At 36.6% G+C, this 22,196-nt stretch carries 22 protein-coding genes and 1 pseudogene; 12 read left to right on the forward strand and 11 right to left on the reverse strand.

All coding sequences use genetic code 11. The features are described 5' to 3' along the window. Positions 1-3: 3 nt before the first annotated feature. Positions 4-1,158, reverse strand: coding sequence for a methionine adenosyltransferase (gene metK / locus M9C82_00320; GenBank protein ID URQ73615.1), 1,155 nt, complete (start codon positions 1,156-1,158; stop codon positions 4-6). A 70-nt stretch (positions 1,159-1,228) separates the two neighbouring features. Here metK and tkt point away from each other — a divergent pair, with 70 nt between their 5' ends. From tkt to M9C82_00335, 3 genes are read left to right on the forward strand one after another with little or no spacing between them, the layout of a single operon-like run. Beyond that, entirely contained in the window at positions 1,229-3,208 is a 1,980-nt protein-coding gene (gene tkt, locus M9C82_00325) for a transketolase (protein ID URQ73616.1), read from the forward strand. Next, positions 3,205-4,362, forward strand: a complete 1,158-nt coding sequence (locus tag M9C82_00330; protein ID URQ73617.1) for a phosphoglycerate kinase — start codon at positions 3,205-3,207, stop codon at positions 4,360-4,362. Before tkt ends, M9C82_00330 begins: the two co-directional genes overlap by 4 nt. Before the next feature lies 1 nt (position 4,363). Further along, complete coding sequence (locus M9C82_00335) at positions 4,364-5,374, forward strand: fructose-bisphosphate aldolase class I (GenBank protein ID URQ73618.1); 1,011 nt, start codon at positions 4,364-4,366, stop codon at positions 5,372-5,374. Between the two features lie 233 nt (positions 5,375-5,607). On the opposite strand, the gene M9C82_00340 is transcribed toward M9C82_00335, so the two are convergent. The 7 genes and pseudogenes from M9C82_00340 to ubiE all read right to left on the reverse strand — a co-directional run bounded on the left by M9C82_00340 (position 5,608) and on the right by ubiE (position 9,717). Further along, positions 5,608-6,027 (reverse strand): DUF3429 domain-containing protein, encoded by a 420-nt coding sequence (locus M9C82_00340; protein URQ73619.1) that lies wholly within the window; start codon positions 6,025-6,027, stop codon positions 5,608-5,610. Beyond that, positions 6,024-6,665, reverse strand: a complete 642-nt coding sequence (gene tatC, locus M9C82_00345; protein ID URQ73620.1) for a twin-arginine translocase subunit TatC — start codon at positions 6,663-6,665, stop codon at positions 6,024-6,026. The genes M9C82_00340 and tatC overlap by 4 nt, the downstream gene beginning before the upstream one ends. 55 nt (positions 6,666-6,720) lie before the next feature. Then, complete coding sequence (locus M9C82_00350; GenBank protein ID URQ73621.1) at positions 6,721-6,921, reverse strand: twin-arginine translocase TatA/TatE family subunit; 201 nt, start codon at positions 6,919-6,921, stop codon at positions 6,721-6,723. A gap of 6 nt (positions 6,922-6,927) precedes the next feature. Beyond that, a pseudogene (gene tatA, locus M9C82_00355) lies at positions 6,928-7,101 on the reverse strand (twin-arginine translocase TatA/TatE family subunit). Positions 7,102-7,103: 2 nt separating this feature from the next. After that, positions 7,104-7,421, reverse strand: a complete 318-nt coding sequence (locus M9C82_00360; protein ID URQ73622.1) for a phosphoribosyl-ATP diphosphatase — start codon at positions 7,419-7,421, stop codon at positions 7,104-7,106. Further along, complete coding sequence (locus M9C82_00365; GenBank protein ID URQ73623.1) at positions 7,418-8,962, reverse strand: AarF/UbiB family protein; 1,545 nt, start codon at positions 8,960-8,962, stop codon at positions 7,418-7,420. Before M9C82_00365 ends, M9C82_00360 begins: the two co-directional genes overlap by 4 nt. Before the next feature lie 2 nt (positions 8,963-8,964). Beyond that, a complete protein-coding gene (gene ubiE / locus M9C82_00370) occupies positions 8,965-9,717 on the reverse strand; it encodes a bifunctional demethylmenaquinone methyltransferase/2-methoxy-6-polyprenyl-1,4-benzoquinol methylase UbiE (protein URQ73624.1) in 753 nt (250 codons plus the stop codon). A 37-nt stretch (positions 9,718-9,754) separates the two neighbouring features. Here ubiE and orn point away from each other — a divergent pair, with 37 nt between their 5' ends. Genes orn through M9C82_00395 form a run of 5 tightly spaced genes read left to right on the forward strand, consistent with a single transcriptional unit; the run spans position 9,755 to position 13,954 of the window. Further along, positions 9,755-10,300: an oligoribonuclease gene (orn, locus tag M9C82_00375; protein ID URQ73625.1), complete on the forward strand. Its 546-nt coding sequence runs from the start codon at positions 9,755-9,757 to the stop codon at positions 10,298-10,300. A gap of 6 nt (positions 10,301-10,306) precedes the next feature. Beyond that, the gene (gene miaB / locus M9C82_00380) at positions 10,307-11,629 is read left to right on the forward strand and encodes a tRNA (N6-isopentenyl adenosine(37)-C2)-methylthiotransferase MiaB (protein ID URQ73626.1); all 1,323 of its coding nucleotides are present in this window, start codon (positions 10,307-10,309) and stop codon (positions 11,627-11,629) included. A gap of 3 nt (positions 11,630-11,632) precedes the next feature. After that, entirely contained in the window at positions 11,633-12,604 is a 972-nt protein-coding gene (locus tag M9C82_00385) for a PhoH family protein (GenBank protein URQ73627.1), read from the forward strand. Then, entirely contained in the window at positions 12,604-13,065 is a 462-nt protein-coding gene (ybeY, locus tag M9C82_00390; GenBank protein ID URQ73628.1) for an rRNA maturation RNase YbeY, read from the forward strand. Before M9C82_00385 ends, ybeY begins: the two co-directional genes overlap by 1 nt. A gap of 1 nt (position 13,066) precedes the next feature. Further along, positions 13,067-13,954: a CBS domain-containing protein gene (locus M9C82_00395; protein ID URQ73629.1), complete on the forward strand. Its 888-nt coding sequence runs from the start codon at positions 13,067-13,069 to the stop codon at positions 13,952-13,954. On the opposite strand, the gene M9C82_00400 is transcribed toward M9C82_00395, so the two are convergent. Further along, positions 13,951-14,862, reverse strand: coding sequence for a hydrogen peroxide-inducible genes activator (locus M9C82_00400; GenBank protein ID URQ73630.1), 912 nt, complete (start codon positions 14,860-14,862; stop codon positions 13,951-13,953). The two genes, M9C82_00395 and M9C82_00400, sit on opposite strands and share 4 nt — an antisense overlap. Positions 14,863-14,967: 105 nt before the next feature. Here M9C82_00400 and katG point away from each other — a divergent pair, with 105 nt between their 5' ends. Together katG and coaD are read left to right on the forward strand one after the other, a co-directional pair. Beyond that, positions 14,968-17,106, forward strand: coding sequence for a catalase/peroxidase HPI (gene katG, locus M9C82_00405; GenBank protein ID URQ73631.1), 2,139 nt, complete (start codon positions 14,968-14,970; stop codon positions 17,104-17,106). A 65-nt stretch (positions 17,107-17,171) separates the two neighbouring features. Further along, complete coding sequence (gene coaD, locus M9C82_00410) at positions 17,172-17,651, forward strand: pantetheine-phosphate adenylyltransferase (GenBank protein URQ73632.1); 480 nt, start codon at positions 17,172-17,174, stop codon at positions 17,649-17,651. A gap of 3 nt (positions 17,652-17,654) precedes the next feature. Here coaD and mutM read toward each other — a convergent pair whose 3' ends face one another. Further along, on the reverse strand, positions 17,655-18,470 hold the full coding sequence (gene mutM / locus M9C82_00415; protein ID URQ73633.1) for a bifunctional DNA-formamidopyrimidine glycosylase/DNA-(apurinic or apyrimidinic site) lyase: 816 nt from the start codon (positions 18,468-18,470) through the stop codon (positions 17,655-17,657). A 1-nt stretch (position 18,471) separates the two neighbouring features. Further along, positions 18,472-19,815 carry a TolC family outer membrane protein gene (locus M9C82_00420; protein URQ73634.1) on the reverse strand — a complete coding sequence of 448 codons (1,344 nt, stop codon included), beginning with the start codon at positions 19,813-19,815 and terminating at the stop codon, positions 18,472-18,474. 151 nt (positions 19,816-19,966) lie between these two features. Between M9C82_00420 and thiC the strand changes: the two genes are divergently transcribed. Both thiC and M9C82_00430 read left to right on the forward strand, forming a co-directional pair. Next, on the forward strand, positions 19,967-21,709 hold the full coding sequence (gene thiC / locus M9C82_00425; protein URQ74137.1) for a phosphomethylpyrimidine synthase ThiC: 1,743 nt from the start codon (positions 19,967-19,969) through the stop codon (positions 21,707-21,709). 8 nt (positions 21,710-21,717) lie between these two features. After that, positions 21,718-22,194, forward strand: coding sequence for a peroxiredoxin (locus M9C82_00430; GenBank protein URQ73635.1), 477 nt, complete (start codon positions 21,718-21,720; stop codon positions 22,192-22,194). The last annotated feature ends 2 nt before the right edge of the window (positions 22,195-22,196 follow it).

Raw genomic sequence — 22,196 nt, forward strand, 5'->3', positions numbered from 1 at the left:
TTATTATTTAATTTTGTCAGCTTTAGCGGTCGATTCCCATGAAAAATCTTCGTCTTCACGACCAAAATGACCATAAGCTGCGGTTTTTTGATAAATCGGTTTCTTTAGATCCAACATTTGGATCAATTCTTTGGGTTTAAGTTCGAAGTTGTTGGCAACAAGTTGAGCAATTTCTGCTTCTGGAATGGTATTGGAACCAAAAGTATTAATACTTATTGAAGTGGGTTCTGCAATGCCAATGGCATAGGAAACTTGAATCTCACATTTCTCTGCCAGTCCTGCAGAGACAATGTTTTTTGCTACGTATCTGCCAGCATAAGCAGCTGATCGGTCAACTTTTGATGGGTCTTTGCCAGAAAATGCTCCACCACCATGTCTTGCCATACCACCGTAAGTGTCAACAATAATTTTTCTGCCAGTTAAGCCACAGTCTCCAACAGGTCCACCAATAACGAATCTCCCCGTGGGATTAATATAAATTTTAGTTTCAGATGAGATCCAATTTGAAGGGATAACTTGCTTGATAATTTCTTCTCTAACGCCTTCTTCTAAATCTTCAGGAGTTACATCTTCGTCATGTTGAGTTGATAAAACTACGGCAGATAGATGAGAAGGTTTTCCAGAATCGTCGTAAACAAAACTTAATTGACTTTTTGCATCCGGTCGGAGCCATGGAAGAATCTTTGCTTTCCTTACCTCGGCTTGTTTTTTAACTAACAGGTGCGAAAAAGTAATCGGTGCCGGCATTAATACCTCAGTTTCATTAGTTGCATAACCGAACATCAGGCCTTGATCGCCTGCGCCTTGATCGGTATCGGTGCCAGTACCTTCATTCACACCTTGAGCGATGTCATTGGATTGCATGCCAATGGCGTTGATGATTTCAACGGTCGAACCATTAAAACCTAGATCGTCATTGTCGTATCCAACTTCATTGATAACCTTTCTGACAACTTTTTCAAGATCGGGTTTTGCGTTGGATGTAATTTCTCCAGCAATAACTACCAAGTCGGTTTTCACTAAAGTTTCGCAGGCAACTCTCGATTCCGAATCATCTGAGAGAAAAGCATCCAAGATGGCGTCAGATATTTGATCGGCTAATTTGTCTGGGTGACCTTCAGAGACAGATTCAGAAGTGAATGTTTTGTATTCGGACATTTAATTTAAAAGTGAATCAGGATTCTACTATGATATTCTCTTTTTTTAATAGAAAATACGACTTTGATTCATGTCCGATAAAGTAAATTTAGCCAATGCCGTTAGGGCACTTTCAATGGACGCTGTCCAAGCTGCGAAATGTGGACATCCCGGGATGCCAATGGGTATGGCTGAAATCGCATTGGTCTTATGGACCAAACATTTAAAGCACAATCCAAAAAATCCCGATTGGTTTAACAGAGACCGATTTGTTCTTTCAAACGGCCACGGTTCAATGTTGCTTTATTCTTTGTTGCATTTAACTGGATACGATTTACCTATAGAAGAATTAAAAAACTTTAGAAAATTAGGCTCAAAAACTCCAGGGCACCCTGAGTGCGATGTAACTCCCGGAGTCGAAACTACTACTGGACCGCTTGGTCAAGGGCTTGCGAACGCAGTAGGCATGGCATTAGCGGAAAAAATTCTTGCTCACAAGTTTAATAAACCAGACCTTCAGTTGGTCAATCATCACACTTACGTCTTTTGTGGCGATGGCGATCTGATGGAAGGAATTTCACACGAAGCCTGTTCTTATGCTGGCACTCATAAATTAGAAAAGTTGATTGTTTTATACGACGACAACGACATCAGTATTGACGGAGAGGTTTCAGGGTGGTTCACGGACGACACTGCTAAGAGATTTGAAAGTTACGGTTGGCATGTCATCTCTAAAGTAGATGGACACAATGAAGGAGAAATTGATGCTGCAATTGAAGAGGCTAAGCAAATAGATAAACCCAGCCTAATCTGTTGCAAGACAATCATTGGCAAAGGTTCGCCAAACAAAGCCGGTACCTCTGGTGTTCATGGCGCAGCTTTGGGCGAAGAAGAAGTTCTTCTCACCAGAAAAAATATTAATTGGAATCATGAACCTTTTGAAATTCCTGAGGAAGCCTATAAAGGTTGGAATCAAGAAGACGCAGGAAAAAAATATGAAAGCGATTGGGATCTTTTAGTTGAAGCTTATAGAGAAAAATTCACTGAAGAATTTGAGACTTTTAATCGTTTGGTCAAAGGAGACCTTCCCAAGGAGTTAGATTCCGTTTTAGAAAATCTTATAAAAGAATTCGAAGCTGATGGGACCAGTCACGCAAGCCGAAAATGCTCTGGCATGTGTCTCGACGCTCTTGGTCCGATTTTGCCAGAATTGGTTGGAGGTTCAGCCGATTTGTCACCGTCAAATAACACGGAATGGAAAGGCTCTAAAGTTCTAACTCCAGATTCAGGAGGTAACTACTTGAATTATGGGGTTCGAGAATTTGGAATGTCAGCCATAATGAATGGCATGATATTGCATGGGGCAATAAGGCCATACGGCGGTACTTTTTTAACTTTTCTTGATTACGCAAGAAACGCAGTCAGGATGTCTGCTTTGATGAAGCTGCCTGTGATTTATGTTTATACACATGATTCAATTGGAGTTGGTGAAGACGGTCCAACTCACCAACCGATAGAACACATTACTATGTTGAGAGCTACCCCTGGAGTTTTTACTTGGAGGCCTTGTGATGGAGTGGAAACTACCTACGCATGGCAACATGCACTGAAATCTAAAACCAATCCGCATGCGCTAATTTTGTCTCGTCAAAATTTGCCACCTCAAACTAGAAACGATGTTGGGGCTATTGCAAAAGGAGGGTATGTTTTGAAAGAGGCAGATCAAGAAGATTTAACCATTATCGCAAGTGGCTCAGAAGTAGGGTTAGCAGTCGATGCAGCGGAAATCTTAGCGGAAGATAGTTTATCGATAAAAGTTGTTTCTATTCCTTGCACGGAATTATTTGATTTACAGAGCGACGAATACAAATTTGAAGTCTTAGGAGATGGTCCTAAATTGGCAATTGAAGCCGGGCAGGCTGATTTCTGGCATAAATACCTTAATCAGGGAGACTTAGTTTTAGGCATGGAGACTTATGGCGAATCTGCTCCATTGGAAGATCTTTTAGAGCATTTTGGATTCACAATTTCAAATGTTGTCAGCAAAGCAAAAGAACTTTTAAAAAAATGAACTTTGAGAAAAGTCTTCTTTCTTCAAAAAATTTAGAAAATAAAGCCGTTGTATTACGAGTTGATTACAACGTGCCACTAGAAGGAGAAACTTTACTAGACGACGAACGGCTAGTCAGAACTATTCCGACAATCGAGCATATTTTATCTAAAACCAATAATTTAAAGATTATTTCTCATCTAGGCAGGCCAGAGGAAGGAGAAGCTATTGCAAGTGAGTTTTCTCTAGCGCCAATTGCAAAGAGACTTAGCAAACTTCTGGATAAAGAAGTGACACTTGTAAAATCGCTAGAAGAATTGAAAGAATCTAAAAATTTATGCATGCTTGAAAATATTAGATCTTTTGAGGGCGAAAAAAATAACGAGGATGAATTATCAGTCGCATTAAGTCAATTAGGAGACATTTTTATCATGGATGCATTTGGAACGGCGCATCGAAAACAGGCTTCAACATTTGGAATAGTCAATTACATTGATGAAGCATGTTTTGGATTGTTGATTGAGAAAGAGATAGATGCTTTAAAAAAAATTGTTATTTCTCCAGAAAAGCCTCTTTTGGGAATAATTGGCGGATCTAAAATTTCTACTAAAATCAATGTGATTGAGTCACTTACTAATCATTGCGATTGGTTGATTATAGGAGGGGCTCTAGCAAATACTTGTTACGCAGCACAAGGAAAAAATATTGGCAAATCTCTCTTCGAACCAAGTTACTTGGAAGTAGCAAAAAAAATTATCGAACACCCTCAAATTGTTATTCCTACTTTTGTTGTTACTAGTAATGGTTCTGAAGCTAGAGAAAAAAGTGTGAATGAGTTATCCGATGAAGATGTGATTTTAGACGTGGGACAACAATCTGTTGAAGCTTTTAGTCAGTACATTGACGAAGCCAATACGATTGTTTGGAATGGTCCGTTGGGTAAATTTGAGGACGATCGTTTTTCAAAAGGAACTGAAGGCATAGCAAAAAAAGTTGCTGAATCTAATGCGATGACAATAATCGGGGGCGGAGAAACATTGGCAGCATTTTCAAAAATTAAAATGATGGACTCAGTGGATTATGCCTCTACAGGAGGCGGTGCTTTTTTGGAATACATTGAGCTTGGCTCACTTCCCAGTTTAGAAATAATTAATCAAAAAAATTTAGGGGCATGATATGAATTTTACAAACATAGAAGAAATTGCAAATTATTTAGTAGCTGATGGCAAAGGATTTTTAGCGGCCGACGAAAGCACTCCTACCATCGGTAAACGTTTTGATGCCATCAATACGGAATCTACTGAAAATTCCAGACGCGATTACCGAGAATTATTGTTTCGTGCTTCTGGCATGAATGAAAATATTAGCGGAGTAATATTATTTGATGAAACTCTAAGGCAGTCTGCTGCAGATGGGACTTTTTTGAAAGAAATAATTTTAAAAACGGGAGCCCTGCCTGGAATAAAAGTAGATAAAGGAGTTTCTCCAATCAACGATTCAGAAGAAGTTTTGACCAGTGGATTAGATGGTTTAGAAGAGCGATGTTCTGAATACGAAGATCTTGGCGCGAAGTTTACAAAGTGGCGAGCGGTAATAAAAATCGGTAACGACATGCCTAGTCAGGAATGCATTGATGCCAATATGCAAGCCTTGGCTAGCTATGCAAAGATAGTTCAAGATCATAATATGGTTCCCATCGTCGAACCAGAGGTGTTAATGGACGGTGAACATTCAGCAGAATCCTGTTATGACGCAACTTCAAAATGCTTAAATTCTCTTTTTTCAAATCTAAGCACTAATGGGGTAAATATCAAAGGGACAATTTTAAAACCCAACATGATCCTCGCTGGTCAAGATTCACCCGTGCAACTGTCACACTCTGAGGTAGCTGAACTTACCATGAAGTGTCTTCTTGAAAATGTTCCACCAGAACTTCCAGGGATAGCTTTTTTATCTGGAGGTCAATCGGATATAGATGCTACAGCGAATTTAGACGCGCTTAATAAGAAAGGAGGAAATCCTTGGAAACTTACTTTTTCTTACGGGCGCGCTTTACAGCAAGCCGCTTTGAAAGCTTGGTTGGGTTCTAATGAAAATACCTTAGCAGCTCAAGAAGCTTTTTCTCATCGCGCAGAAATGAACAAATTAGCTGCACTTGGAGAGTGGACTAAAGATTTAGAAAGGTAAAAAACCTCGAATGGTATTTATCAAAGGCAAAAGCCTTTGCAGAAATCCTGATAGATTGATACCTAAGCGAGGCAGAAGCCAAATTGCAAATCCTGCAATCGCTACAACAACCAGTATCGCTAATAAATAACTTAAAATCTTTGATCCATTTTGGTTTCTGTTCGATAAAATGTTACCAATTATCAAAAACGTGATTAAGGCTAAGGCCGCAAAAAGTATAATTCTTATCATTCTTATAAAGTGGTTATAAAACTAAGCAAAAAACATCCTGAAACTGCAGAAGTTAAATTTCTTCTTAATTTTAAGTAAGATTCATCGCTCATAAATTCATTGGCCTGTTTTTCAAAAATATAGAATAACGGAAAAGTAATTGCAAAAATTATTAAAGCTATATTTAAAAAGAAGTAACCAATAATAATTGTAAAAAACCCAATCAACGAAAACAAAATTCCAATAAATAGATTTTTCTGACTAGAGATATTCCATCCCCAACTCATACCTGCTAAAAATGAAATAATGATCGCGCCATAGACAATTAGTAAGAAGTAAGCTTGATTGGTAAAGGATTCGCCGATAATCCAAGGAGAGATAGTAAGCAAGCCAAAAGGAAGAAATCCTAGATAGCCCAGAAACATTCTTGAATCATTATTCATTTCTTTATAAATCTAGAAATGAATAAACCTAATTCGAATAAAAGCCAGGTGGGAATTGCTAAAAGAGTTTGACTAATGACATCTGGTGGAGTGAGCAACATTCCAATAACAAAACATCCGATAATCACGTATGGGCGGGCTGAAGCCAAGCTTTCTCTGGAGGATACTCCTCCCCAAATTAAGGCGATAATAAGTATTGGCATCTCAAAAGCAAATCCGAAAGCCAATAACAAAGTGATGACAAAATCTAGATATTGAGAAATATCTGTCATGACTGCTACATCAGCAGGAGCCGATTGAATAAAAAAAGAAAAAATGAGTGGAAATACTAGATAAAAAGCAAATGCCATGCCGGTATAAAATAAAATTATGCTAAAGGCGCTCAAAGAAACTGATAAGACTCTTTCGTTTCGATAAAGACCAGGAGAAATAAAATTCCAAAGTTCTACAATCAGATAAGGCATTGCTAAAAATAAAGCAGCGTAAAAACTTAGTTTTAATGGTGTTATGAAAGGTGAGGCAACGCCAGTTGCAATCATTGAAGAATTCTCAGGTAAAAATTGCATCAAGGGGTCTGCGATAAATACATAAATTGAATCTTGATAGAAAGTGAGTGCGACAAAGAAAATCGCGAGCATACCAAAAGCTCTCAAGAAAAGGTTCCGCAGTAAACCTAATTGGAAGAGTATTGAATTACTTTCCTTGGTCATCGTCTTTGTTTTGGTCGTCAAAGCCTTCAGAGTACAGTTCTTGCTTTAGTTTTCTCAAGCCGCTTTTTGTTTTCAGGTAAAGCTCCTCAAGGGAGGTAAGAAAGCTTGGAAGTCTTTTGGGCCCTAGAATAATTAAGGAAATAAGACAGATAATTAATATCTCAAAGAAACCAATGTCGAACATTTACTGAGAATCGTCTTCTTTTTGTTCCTCTTTAGGCTCTTCTTTGACAGCTTTTCTAAAATTTTTAAAGGCCGAACCCAAATCTCCGCCCATATTTCTAAATCTTTTGGTTCCAAAGATAAGAATAATAATTGCTAAAATTATTAAAAGTTGCCAAATGCTTATTCCACCAAATCCCATTTCTACCTCTTAGATTTTTCTTCTATACCTGATACGCCTTCTCTTTTTTCTAATTCTCTTAAAATATCACTCGGGTCGATATCTTTAAAGGCTAATAATACCATGACGTGAAAGACGAGGTCTGCAGCTTCATGAATTATTGCTTCTTTATCAGAGGTGCTTGCTTCAATTAATTCTTCTGATTCTTCTTTAATTTTGGCAATTATCCTTTCAATACCTTCCTTATAGAGTTGACCAGTGTAAGAATTATCCTTAGATGTCTCTTTCCTCGATATTAAAATTTTACTCAATCGTTCGAAGATATTATCTTGGTCGCTCATAAACTTAAAGAAATTGATATTACCGAAATAATTATCACAGCTGAAGCTATAAGTATGTAATTCATAGAATTTTTCTGCGTATTGATTTCTTTTCTAAGACTCTTCATTTCGTCATTAAATTCATCTAAATTTGAAATATTTTCAAAAATAGTTTCTAGTTTTTCAGGAAATTCGTAAGCCTTTTCTAGCAAACCTGGGACATCTTCCTTAAATTTTTTAAATAAATTTGTCGGATTGTATTTTTTATTTATCCATTGTTGGATGAAAGGCTTGGCAGTGGTCCAAAGATCTAAGTCAGGATAAATTTGACGACCTAAGCCCTCAATATTTAAAAGAGTTTTGTGCAATAACAATAGTGAAGCAGGCAAGGACAAGTTATATATTCTCGTTTCTTCAAAAAGATACAACAACATTTCACCAAATTTTATCTCGCTAAAAGGTTTCTCAAATATCGGTTCAAGAGCCGTCCTGATTGTTGCTTCCAATTCAACTGGTTTCGTTTTTGAGTCTACCCAGCCAGCTGACATCATAGTTTTTGCCACTGCTGAATAATTTTTACTAAACATATCTGAAAGCATCTTTCCTATCAGTAACTGTTCCTTTTCAGAGAGACTGCCACATATTGCATAATCAACAGCTACGTAAGAAGGAGATTCTGAGTCTGAAGCATCAACAAAAATATTTCCCGGATGCATGTCTGCATGAAAAAAGTTATCTTCAAAAAGTTGTTTAAAAAAAATACTTACTCCCCTTTCCGATAATTTTTTTAAATTTACTTTTTTATTTTTTAATTTGTCTAAATCGGTTACGGGTATACCTTCCACTCTTTCTAAAGTTAACACCTTCGATCCAGAAAATTCTGGATAAGTTTTTGGAACGTATAGAAGTTCGTTGTCTTTAAAAAAATTAGCGGTCTGAATCGTGTTGCCTGCTTCTTTTTTAAGATCAACTTCAGCATTTATGACGAAATCGTATTCATTGATCATTTCTTTCAATTTTAAGCGTCGCGCATCTGCTTTAAATTTTGAAGCTAAAAATCCAAGTGCTTTCAAAAGCGCTAAATCCTTTTTGATTTGAGTTTTTAAGCCAGGTCTTACAACTTTGACGACCACTTTTTCGCCAGTTTTTAATTCGGCTTCATGAACTTGAGCAATGGAGGCAGCTGCAAGAGGCTCGTCCTTAAATTTTTTAAACATTTTTGGAATAGATTGGTTCAAATCCTTCTCTATGATCTGTTTAGCTACCTTAGAGTCGAAGGGCTTGAGATTGTTCTGGAATTTTTTTAACTCTGAAATGATTTCATCATTTATCAGATCAGGACGAGTGGATAGAATTTGACCAAATTTTACAAAAACTGGTCCAGCTTTTTCCAGTGCTTCAGAAAGTCGCTCTCCTGAATTTTTACTATTTTTGTTTAGTCGAAAAGGATTCAGTTTGAAGAATAAGAATAACCAAGCTGGAATAAAGTTCTTCGGAATTAGTTCATCTAGACGATATTTAAAAAAAAGATATACGATCCAAAAAAAACGCACAAAAGCCATGATTATTTTTTTTCACCAATGTGAAGTGCGACTATACCGCCAGTCATGTTTTGATATTCTGTATTTACAAATCCTGCAGTGTTCATCATTTCTAAAAAAACTTCTTGATTGGGATGCATTCTTATCGATTCTGCTAAATATTCATAGCTTTTACTATCGCCAACAATCCACTCACCTAATTTGGGTAATAGATTGAAGGAGTAAAGATCGTATAGTTCAGAAAGCCAGTTGTGTTCTGGATTAGAAAACTCTAAGACTAACAATCTACCTTCTGGTTTCAGGCATCTATAAAATTCTTTTAAAGCTTTTTCTTTATTAGTTACATTTCTGATTCCAAAAGCAATGGAAATACAATCAAACTCTTCATCTTGAAAGGGTAAATCTTCTGCATCTGCAACTAGGTTTTTAATATTGTTGCAACCCGAATCAATTACCCTGTCTCTTCCCACTTCTAGCATCTTTTCGTTGATATCAGATAAATACACCTTTCCCGAATCGCCAACTAACTCTGAAAATAAAATGGCTAGATCACCTGTTCCACCCGCTACGTCTAGAACCTTATCGCCTTTTTTTAAATTACTCATTTGGATGGTCGCTTTTTTCCACAACCTATGAATACCCAATGACATTAAGTCATTCATTAGGTCGTATTTATTTGATACAGAATCAAAAACTTCTTTAACCAAATCAGGTTTTTCTTTAGAGTTAACGTTTTTGTAACCAAAATGAGTTTTGTTGTTCTTTTCGTCGGTCATGAATTCACTTATTTTGTTACTATTGTAGAGTAATCGTATGGAAAAAAAATTAATCTGGTTAGATTTAGAGATGACGGGGCTAGACCCAAATGCTGAGAGAATTATTGAAATTTTTTCTGCAGTAACTAATGAAGATCTTACTGAAATAATTGATGGTCCAAATATAGTTGTCTCGCAACCTAAAGAATATATAGACGCAATGGATGATTGGAATCAAAGTCATCACGGTGAGTCTGGATTAATTGAGGATGTTCTCAATAGCAAGATCAATCAAGAAGAGGCAGAGCAGGAGACTTTAAGGTTTCTGAGAGAGCATGTGGAAAAAAATGCCTCTCCTTTATGCGGAAATACAGTTTGGCATGACCGAAAATTTTTAAGTTTATACATGCCAGAACTAGAAGATCATTTTCACTATCGCTGTATTGATGTCAGTTCTGTTAAAGAGCTAACTAAGCGTTGGAGGCCAGAAATTTCAATGCAACATTCCACAAAAAAAGCTGCGCATCGAGCCCAAGCAGACGTTTACGAATCGATCAATGAATTGAGATTTTATCGGGATACAATTTTTGCCAAATCTAATTAACTTGTCATGAAAAAGGTTTTTATTAAAACTCATGGTTGCCAGATGAATGAATACGATTCGGCAAAAATGCTTGATCTTCTATCGGAAAAAGAGGAGTTCACAGCAACCGATACTCCCGAAGATGCCGATCTACTCGTCCTAAACACTTGCTCCATTAGAGAGAAAGCTCAAGAGAGAGTTTTTCACCAAATTGGAAGGTGGAAAAAATTAAAAGACAAGAATCCAAACCTCAAAATCGCAATTGGCGGATGTGTCGCTAGCCAAGAAGGAAAAAAATTATCACAACGAGCACCCGCGGTTGATATTGTTTTCGGACCGCAAACTTTGCATAGACTTCCCAACTTATATAAAGAGGCGTCAGATACTGAAAAAAAACAACTAGATATAAGTTTTCCAAAAATTGAAAAGTTTGATTACTTGCCCCAATCATCATCTGATTCGGTCACAGCATTTGTATCAATCACAGAAGGCTGTAACAAGTATTGTTCTTTTTGCGTTGTTCCACATACGCGCGGGCACGAGGTAAGTAGGCCAGTAGAAGATATTTTAGTCGAAATAGAAGGGTTAGCTTCTAGGGGCGTAAGAGAAGTAAATCTTCTTGGGCAAAACGTAAATAATTTCAAGGGATCATTTGAGGGAGAAAAAAAATCTCTTGCATTTCTTATCGAAAAAGTTTCTAAGGTAAACGGAATTGATAGGATTCGCTATACCACCAGTCATCCTTTCGAATTTAAAGATGACTTAGTCGATTTATATAAAGACACTCCAGAGCTTGTAAGTCATGTGCATCTTCCAGTGCAAAGCGGATCGGATAGAATTCTTAAGTTAATGCGAAGGAGATATTCATCTGCTAGTTACTTAGAGCTAATTTCTCGAATAAGAGAAAATAGACCAGGAATAAGTTTTTCTTCAGATTTTATAGTTGGCTTTCCCGGAGAGACTGATAAAGATTTTCAAGATACTTTAGATATTGTAGAAAAAGTAGGATTTGATGAATCTTTTAGTTTTATTTATAGCCCAAGACCAAATACACCTGCTGCGGGAATGGAAGATAATGTTTCTAAGGATATAAAGAAAGAAAGATTAACAATACTGCAACACAAACTTAATGAACTTTCGTCTAAAATATCCAGAAAGATGGTCGGTAGCTTAGAAAGATGTTTAGTCTTAGGAGTCTCAAAAAAGAATCCTGGAGAACTGCAAGCTAGAACTGAAAATAACAGAGTTGTAAATTTTGCAACTGATGCAAATGTTGTCGGAAAATTCGTCAACCTAAAAATAGTAGATCAATTGACAAACTCACTAAGAGGTAAATTAGAAAGATTCTAATCTATGCCGAAATTAAAATTTAAACTTCCCGAAATAGAGACACAGAATCTCTCTCTTATTTGCGGGCCTGTAAATTCAAACATAGAACAAATTGAAAATTCTCTTGCGATAAAGATTAAGAGTAGAGGAAATAGTTTTTCTATTTCTGGTGAAAAAAATAACGTAGTTAAAGCAAGGATGATTCTTGAAGATTTAGCCTCTCTCGCAGAGACGAGTGATTCTGTTTCTCCCGATGAGGTTCACTTTTCAATTTGTAGAGCGTTAAATGGTACAGCTTCAGATTCGAACGGGACGATTTTTGAGTTAGAGACTGAACAAGATTTCACTATTCAAACGCCAAAACTTTACGTAACTCCAAGAAATAAAGCTCAAGAAAAATTTGTCCAGTCAATTTTAGATCACGACATAGCATTTGGAGTGGGGCCAGCTGGAACAGGTAAAACTTATATTGCTGTTGCCGCTGCGGTCAACATGTTTGTTGAAGAAAAAGTTAATAAAATTATTCTGACTAGACCAGCCGTTGAAGCTGGCGAGCATCTTGGATTTTTGCCAGGCGATCTTTCACAAAAAGTAGATCCATATCTAAGACCTCTTTATGACGCTTTATTCGATATGATGGGTCCAGAAAAAGTTGGCAGACTTATTGAAAATGGAAAAATTGAAGTTGCGCCCTTGGCATACATGCGAGGCAGGACTTTAAACGATTCATTTTTAATTTTGGATGAAGCGCAAAATTGTACTCCTGCTCAAATGAAAATGTTTTTAACGAGAATTGGTTTTGGCTCAACCGCGGTTGTTACCGGAGATATTACCCAGACAGATTTGCCTAAAGGAACTCCTTCAGGACTTGCTGATGCAATTAAAATATTAGACTCTCAAAAGGATATAGCTTTTCATTACTTTCATCCCGATGATGTTGTGAGACACAATTTAGTGCAAAAAATTATTGAAGCTTATGAGCGTAAGAATAATTAATGGATTTAACTTTAAATAATTTAAAATCAACAAAATTCACTAAATTATCAAAATCAGAAATTTTAGAAATCGTTCTTGAAGTGTTCAACACGGTCGGGTATCAATTCACTGACCAGCACCAATTAAATTTAAATTTTGTCAGTCAAGAAGAAATGAAAGTTCTAAATAAGACATATCGTAATCAAGACAAATCAACTAATGTTTTGTCTTTCGAATTACCAAAAAATTTTCCAACTGGAGATAAAAAGACTTTAATAGGAGAAATAGCTCTTTGCGAAGAAATAATTGAACAAGAGGCAAAAAAATATAAAAAAATCTTTGAAAATAGATTAAAACATATGATAATCCACGGCCTTCTTCATCTGTTAGGGTTTGATCACATGAAAAAATTAGATCAAAATGAAATGGAGAAGATTGAAAAGAAAATAATGAAAAATATATCTGCAGGAGATCCTTATTAGGATGAAAGAAGAACCTCCAAGTACTGAGGCTCAGTTGGAAACCAATCTGGGCTTATTCAAAAGAACAAGAAATTACGTTAGAGAGATTTATAGAAAACTCTCATTCAAGCCCGTGAATCAAAACGAATTGGCTTCGGTTTTAAAGGAAGCTGAAGAAAATAACATCATTGATAAAGACGTCTTGGAAATGATGGAAGAAACCATTGAATTTGCCTCTATTCCCGTAAGAGACGTAATGGTTCCAAGATCGCAAATGATTTCAATAAATGAACAAGACAATATTGATCAACTTATTAAGAAAGTTGTGCAATCTTCGCATTCAAGGTTCCCCGTTTTTAATGAAGATGAATCTAAAATAATCGGAATTTTATTGGCCAAGGACCTTTTAAAATTTGCACCAGGATTAATAGAGGAAAGGCTAGACATAAATAGTTTTGACTTCCAAGAAATAGTAAGACCTGTAAATCATATTCCAGAAAGTAAGAAGATAAATGTTCTCTTGGATGAATTTAAATCCAATAGAAGTCATATGGCTCTGGTTGTAGACGAATTCGGGGAAGTCAGTGGATTGGTTACCATTGAAGATGTTCTAGAGGAAATAGTTGGCGAGATAGAAGATGAAACAGATATCGATGAAGAGACAAGAATTATTCAAAAATCCAATAAAGAATTTAATGTTCAAGCAATTACTGAAATTGAGCAATTCAACTCAAAATTCAATACGGATTTCTCCGATGAGGATTTCGATACGATTGGCGGGTTTGTTACGAATAAATTTGGTAGATTTCCAAAAACAGGGGAATCGATAAAGTTAGAAAATTTAAAATTTTCTATATTGTCATCAAATAAAAGACAAATTAAAAAGATTAAAGTCGAAATTCAAGATTAACTTACTTTGATATTTTTATGATCTTTTAGCTCTTTGGTGAATAAGTGGATTAATTTATCTATGTCTCTTTCTCCTGAATAATTCATTCTTGAAACAAGGGCAATTTCTCTGTGAGGTCCTTTTTCGTCTAATTCCGTTTTTGCCAATTCTGGATTAGCAGAAAGTAATTTATTTACTGCCATCTCTGGAACAAGAGTTGTTCCTATACCTCCTTTCACAAGCTCTATCGAAGTACTAAGAGTAGAAGCATTGAAAGTAATTTTTGAGGTATTCTTTATTTTGCAAGCGTTTAAGATATGATCTTTTAGACAATTTCCTTCTTCAAGCATAATCAGTTCGTCTAGATCAAGCTCTTTAGCTTTGATAGATTTTTTTTTAGATCTTGGATCTTCTTTCTTGCTGATCCAAAAAAAATTTTCAATCCAAAATTTATGTACATTAAATCCTGAAGTTTCAAAAGGCAGAGCTAAAATAGCTAATTCGATTTCACCAGAAGAAATTTTTCTCAGCAGGACATCTGTTTGGGCCTCTACGATATTTAAAGTTAAGTTAGGAAAATCTTCTTTAATTTTCGGCAGAAGTACGGGCAATAAAAAAGGACCAATGGTTGGAATTATTCCTAGTGAAATTTTGCTTGAAAGGGGCTCTGAATTTAATTCACAAATTTTATTGATATCATCGATATCAGTCTTAATTCCCTGAGCTTTTTCAATTACCAAAGATCCTAATTTTGTAATTATTACGTTCTTGTTGTTTCTTTCAAATATCTGTACTCCAAGTCGTGCCTCCATTTCAGTAATGGCATTGCTGAGGGTAGATGGTGAAACAAAACATTTCTCAGCGGCTTTTTTGAAGTGCAGTGTTTCTGCAACAGCAAGAGCATAGTTTATTTGTTTAATGGTGATCATTACATGTTCGATTTTATCGAATTATTTATTGGAAAAATATATATTTATCAATACTATTTTTAATAGTACATTAATATAAGTTTTTCTTATAAATTAGAGGGTAATATGGATAATACAGAATCAAACATTGAAAAATGTCCAGTCATGCATGGCTCGATGACTAGAAATACAACAAGCGGAACTTCTAACAAAGATTGGTGGCCAGACCAATTAAATTTAAGCATTCTTCATCAACACGATAGAAAATCAAATCCAATGGGCGAAGACTTTGATTATAAATCTGAGTTTGAAAAGCTTGACTATTTTGCTCTAAAGCAAGATTTGTTGGATTTGATGACAGATTCACAAGATTGGTGGCCTGCAGATTATGGCCATTATGGTCCGTTTTTTATCAGATTGACTTGGCACGCGGCTGGTACCTACCGTTCGACAGATGGTAGAGGTGGCGGAGGAACTGGAGCACAACGTTTTGCTCCTTTAAATAGCTGGCCTGATAATGGAAATCTAGACAAAGCTAGACGGCTTCTCTGGCCAATAAAAGAAAAATACGGAAATAAAATCAGCTGGGCAGATTTGTTAATTCTTTCCGGTAATGTCGCAATAGAGTCAATGGGCGGTAAAACTTATGGATTCAGCGGTGGTAGACCTGACATTTGGGCGCCAGAGGAAGACATTCTTTGGGGAGTTGAAGAGCAGTGGCTAGAAAACACTCGTTATCAAGGAGAAAGAGAGCTGAATAATCCTCTCGCGGCTGTGCAAATGGGATTGATTTATGTAAATCCTCAAGGCCCAGATGCAAATCCAGATCCCATGGCTAGCGCACACGATATTCGAACCACTTTTGGAAGAATGGCCATGAATGATTATGAGACTGTTGCTTTAGTAGCTGGCGGACACACTTTTGGTAAATGTCATGGAGCTGGAGACGCAGACTTAGTCCAAGCTGAACCAGAGGGTGCCCCAATAGAGCAAATGGGCCTTGGTTGGACCAATACTCACGGTACTGGACTTGGTCAAGACGCTATCACAAGCGGACTCGAAGGCGCTTGGACAACCAATCCAATTCAGTGGGACAATGGCTATTTCGAACTACTCTTTAAATACGATTGGGAGCTTGGTAAAAGTCCTGCTGGCGCTCATCAATGGTATGCGAAAGATCAAAAAGAAGAAGACATGGCTCCTAGTGCTCATGATCCTAGTAAAAAAGAGCCTACCATTATGGCCACCACTGACATCGCTATGAAAACTGATCCGAGTTATAAGAAAATCTCTGAACATTTTCTTAATAACCCAGATGAATTTGCAGATGCTTTTGCTAAAGCTTGGTTCAAGCTTCTGCACAGAGATATGGGGCCAAAGTCAAATTATATGGGCCCAGAGGTTCCAGAAGAAGATCTTATTTGGCAAGACCCTATAAACGATGGATCCACAGATTATGATATCGCTTCAGTCAAAAGCAAAATAGAAGCTAGCGGTTTGAGCATCCAAGAAATGGTTGAGACTGCTTGGGCTAGTGCTTCAACTTATCGAGGCTCGGACATGCGTGGAGGTGCAAACGGAGCAAGAATTCGTTTAGCTCCACAAAAAGATTGGGAAGCAAATAAACCAGAGCAACTTTCAAAAGTTTTAGAAATATACGAAAGCATAGCTCAGGAATCTGGCGCATCTATTGCGGATGTAATTATCCTTGCTGGAAATATAGGGATAGAAAAAGCAACTGGAGTAGAAGTACCTTTTACTCCTGGTCGAGGCGATGCTACTCAAGAGCAAACTGATGCTGATTCCTTCGAATACCTAGAACCATTGTCTTGTGCATTTAGAAATTATCACAGATCAGGTCTTAGCGTCAGCGCTGAAGAGATTATGCTTGATAAATCACAATTACTTGGACTTACGGCTCCAGAAATGACTGTTCTTATTGGAGGCATGAGATCTTTAGGAATCACAGCCAGTGACTATGGATTAGTATCTGAAAACACTGATGAGTTATCAAATGACTATTTTAAAACGCTTCTAGACATGAGAGTCCAGTGGAAACCCAACGGTACTGGAAACTCTTATGAAGCGTTTGATCGAGTCACAGGTGAAAAGACTAGAACCGCTTCAAGAGCAGACTTAGTTTTTGGGTCTAATTCTCAATTGAGAGCCTTGGTAGAGGTATACGCGACTGAAGACAATAAGGAAAAATTTGTTAAAGACTTTGTCAGTGCTTGGAATAAAGTCATGAACGCAGATTTGTTCTAACTCTCTCATAACTACTCTGGGGCATTTATTCTAAATTACTTAAGTAAATAGAATATAATACCCTTGTGAGTCAAAAAGCTATTTATCCTGGAACTTTTGATCCTATCACGAAAGGACATGTCGACTTAATCGAGCGCGCTTGTGAACTTTTTGATTCAGTTGTCATAGCTATTGCTGCTAGTGAAGCCAAAAGTCCATTGTTTTCTCTGGATGAAAGAAAAGAAATAGCCAATAAGATCTTCTCAGATAACCCTAAAGTTACAGTTATTGGGTTTTCCGGTCTTTTGGTTGATCTCGCAAAAGACAATAACGCTAAAATATTGATTCGTGGATTGAGAGTGGTTGCTGATTTTGAGTATGAATTTCAATTGGCTAATATGAATCGTGCAATGATGCCTGAATTAGAAAGCGTATTTTTAACTCCAAAAGAAAAGTATTCTTATATCTCTTCAACCTTAGTTAAAGAGATTTGCAAAATGGGTGGCGATGTTTCCGAATTTGTTCATCCAGTATCACTTGAAGCCCTTAATTCTAAATATTCTTAAAAATCATTTTTGACAACTTGGACAATAAACAGTTTGTCTATTTGCTTGTCTTATAATTTTTAATTGAGTTCCACAGGTTAGGCATGGTTTGTTGCCCCGATCGTAAACTCTTAATTTCTTTTTAAAGTAACCAGGAGCTTCGTCGGCATTCGTATAATCTTTTAGAGTAGTCCCTCCAGCTTCTATTGCTTCTTGAAGAGTTTGGCGAATTGCTGAAACCAAATCCTCGCAATTTAATTTGGTTAGTCTTCTAGATTGTTTTCTTGGCCTTATGCCGGCAAGAAATAAAGCTTCATTGGCATAAATATTTCCAACTCCAGTGACTACGTTTGCGTCCATAATTAGGTTTTTGATCGGACGCGTCCTCTTTCTAGTGCACTGAAATAGATACTCACTATTGAATTCATTACCAAGGGGTTCAGGACCTAGGTTTTTAAGCAAGTTATGTTCTTCAGGTTTTTCTTTTATTTTTACAAGAGCCCCAAATTTTCTTATATCTGTATATCTAAGTGTCCAGCCATCAGTGAAAGATAAGTCCCAATGCTCATGTTTTTTTGGCGTTACCTGACCATCAAAGACTCTTAATTTTCCAGACATCCCAAGATGAATTAGAAGATGACCTTCTGAAAGATTGAAAATAATATATTTTCCTCTTCGCCAAGCAGAGATAATGATTTTGTTTTTTAAGTAGCGACTAAGATCCCTATCTATAGGCCATCTAAGTTTCTGTGTTCTTGATTTAAAAGATTCAATCTTTTTATTTATTATTCTTTTTGAAATGCCGCGCAGAGTAGTTTCAACTTCAGGAAGCTCGGGCATTTTATTTAGTCATAAAATTACTTATGTCGTAAATATCCATTGGCGTTAACGCACCTGCAGATAATTTAAGACCTAATTCAGCGATAATAAAATCATATTTTGAAGAATTGAAGTCTCTTTGCGCAGAGAAAAAATTTCTTTCGGCATTTAAAAGATCAACAATATTTCTCGTATCAGATTCATACCCAAACCTAGTTGCTTTGAGTGCTAATTCGGAAGATTTTAGTGCTTGTTCTCTAGCCTTCACGTTTGCCAAATTTGTTAAAACCGAGGAGTACATAGATTTTATTTGTTGCTTAGTTTTTCTCTCCATCAAAATTTCTTCCTGCTCAGCTTTTTCAAAATATGCGTAAGCCTCCCTCCTTTCAGAGCTTATCAAGCCTCCCGCCATCAAAGGCCATGAAAACTGAAGGCTAAATTTTCTGTCCTCAATATAATTTTTTTCAAAACTAAAATTTCCACCTTCGAAAGATGGCTGTCTACTATTATTTCTAGTAATGTTAGCAACAAGGTCTACATCAGGAAAATGATCCGAAAGTTTACTTTGAGCATTTCGTTTAGAAGCTCTAGTTGCAAGTTTTGCTGCCTTAAGAGAGAAATTATTCGTTAATCCTATACCAACCCATTCTTCTTGTGATTTTGGATTTGGAGAACTGATTGGAAAATCCGAATTTAGATCAGTTAAATTAGGAGCCTCTCCAATTATTGCTACCAACGCTTCTTTCGCGAATTCCAATTGACCTTCACTGGCTATTCTAGAAACTTTAGATAAATCATAAAAAGCTTGCGCTTCTTGAAAGTCAGTAACAGACGAAACGCCTTCTTCAAATAATCTTTTTGAAATGTCTCTTTGACGCTTTATTGCATTCTCTTCGGCCACTGCTACTTCAAGATTCTTATTTGCTTTTAACAAGTTGAAGTAGGCTTGAGCCACCCTTGTAATAGTTTCTTGCTGAGCAAAAGCGAATTTTGCTTTTGCAACTTCACTCATTGCTTTGCCTTGACTAAATTGAAACCATCTATCTACACGAAAAATTGGCTGAATTAAATCAGCAGAATAACCATAGGTATTATTTCCAGTGCCATCAAAAAACGTAGATTGCGGACCACGTAGCACTTCAGACTCATTCCAACTTGTAATTCCTCTAGTAGTGATGCTTGGCAATAGACCTGCAATTCCTTTAGCTTTAGCTTCTTTTTCAGCTTTAAAGGTAGCTTCGGCTATCTTAAGCTCTGGATCCTTTTTTAACGCTATTTCATAAACTTCAGCTAGGTTTAGAGATTCAGCTTTAACAAACAATGAAAAAAAGATTAAAAAAAACGAAATTACAGCTCTTTTGTGCATTTCTAAATTATAACTCAATTAAAGTTGACACTGTAAACATTATAAAATTGATTATTTTCATATAAGAAAAAAAATTTTTTTTAATAAAACAATTTTGTTAATGGCTAAATAGTTTTAAAATATACATGTGAAGAAGATTTCCTCAAGATCAATTGATAACTCACCAGAATCTAAAAAAATTCTTCAAACTGCTACAAAACTTTTCAACGGTTCCAAAAAAGTTTACATCCAAGGTTCAACTAACAATATTAATGTTCCAGTAAGAAAAGTTTTGCAAACAAGCTCGATTACCTCAGAGGGAAAACAGACTAACCCGCCTATTTACCTATATGACACTTCAGGTCCTTATTCAGATCCTGATATTTCTATAGATATTGAGAAAGGATTGCCTAAAAATCGAGATAAATGGCTAAAAAATAGGAAAAAAGACAAGCCAAATTCTACACAAATGTCTCTAGCTAGAGAGGGAATCATTACTGAAGAAATGGAGTACATCGCAATTCGAGAAAATCAATGTCACGATGAGAACGAAAAACTAAAGCAGGGCAATTATCATCTCGGAGAAAATTTTGGGGCTAATCTACCAAAAAAAATAACTCCAGAATTTGTTAGGGATGAAATCGCTTCTGGACGTGCAGTCATCCCGGCAAATATAAATCATCCTGAAATAGAGCCTATGATTATCGGAAGAAACTTTAAGATTAAAGTAAATGCAAACATAGGAAATTCAGCTTTGTCCTCTTCAATTCATGACGAAGTGGAAAAATTAACTTGGTCCACAAGGTGGGGGGCAGATACCGTCATGGACCTTTCTACCGGGAAAAATATTCATGACACCAGAGAATGGATAGTAAGAAATTCTCCAGTTCCAATTGGAACAGTTCCAATTTATCAAGCATTAGAAAAAGTAAATGGAGTAGCAGAAGATTTAAATTGGGACGTTTTCAAAGAAACTTTAATAGAGCAAGCCGAGCAAGGTGTAGATTATTTCACTATTCACGCTGGAGTGCTTCTGAGGTATGTGCCTATGACCGCTGAAAGAGTTACTGGAATAGTATCAAGAGGCGGTTCCATTATGGCGAAATGGTGCTTGGCGCATCATAAAGAAAATTTTCTTTACACTAATTTTGAAGAAATCTGCAAGATCATGAGAGATTACGATGTAACTTTTTCTCTTGGAGATGGACTTAGACCAGGATCAATCGCTGACGCAAATGATGAAGCACAGTTTTCAGAATTAAAAACTCTAGGAGAGCTGACCAAGATTGCATGGGATTACGACGTTCAAACGATGATTGAAGGCCCCGGACATGTCCCGATGCAATTGATTAAAGAGAATATGGATTTACAACTGCAAGAATGTTACGAAGCTCCTTTTTATACTCTCGGACCATTAACAACTGATATAGCTCCTGGTTACGATCACATTACTTCTGCAATTGGAGCTGCAATGATAGGTTGGTATGGATGTGCGATGTTGTGTTATGTAACACCAAAAGAACACCTAGGATTGCCAAACAAGGAAGACGTAAAAGAAGGTTTGATGGCTTATAAGATTGCTGCACATGCAGGAGATCTGGCGAAAGGTCTTCCCTCAGCACAAATACGAGATAATGCTCTCTCAGCAGCGAGATTCGATTTTAGATGGGAAGATCAATTCAATTTAGGCTTAGATCCTGAAAGAGCTAAATCCTATCATGATGAAACTTTGCCAAAAGATTCAGCAAAAGTGGCTCATTTTTGTTCAATGTGTGGACCAAAATTTTGTTCGATGAAAATTTCTCAAGATGTAAGAGATTTTGCAAGGGAAGAAGTTAAGAAACAAGAAGAGGAAATGCAAAAGAAAGCTCAAGAATTTAGAGACTCAGGTAGTAAAATTTATAATGAGATTTAGGAGAAAAAATGATTAAAGTGGGAGAGCAATTACCTTCAGCTAAGCTTTTTAAACTGGGGGAAAAAGGAGTAGATACCATTGAAAGTACCGAATATTTGGCTGACAAAAAAGTAGCTATAGTTTCAGTGCCGAGTGCATTTTCGTCAACTTGTTCAATTCAACTTCCAGGATACATCGAAAAATCTGATGAAATTCTTTCCAAGGGTATTGATGAAATTGTTTGTTTAGCAGTAAACAATGCTTTTGTAATGAAAGCGTGGGAAAAGCACTTGGAAGCTGCTGATAAAGTAACTTTTCTTTCTGATGGAAATGGGGACTTCTCCAAGGCCATGGGCCTTTTGGCAGATGCTTCAATGATAGGTTTTGGAGAGATTTCAGCGAGATATGCTGCCGTTGCAAACGATAATGTTTTGGAATCAGTTTTCGTAGAAACGGGAACCGCCCTTGAAGTAAGTACAGCAGAAAATTTATTAAATAACCTTTAATT

The organism is SAR86 cluster bacterium, from assembly GCA_023703675.1.
Lineage (GTDB): Bacteria > Pseudomonadota > Gammaproteobacteria > Magnimaribacterales > AG-339-G14 > AG-339-G14.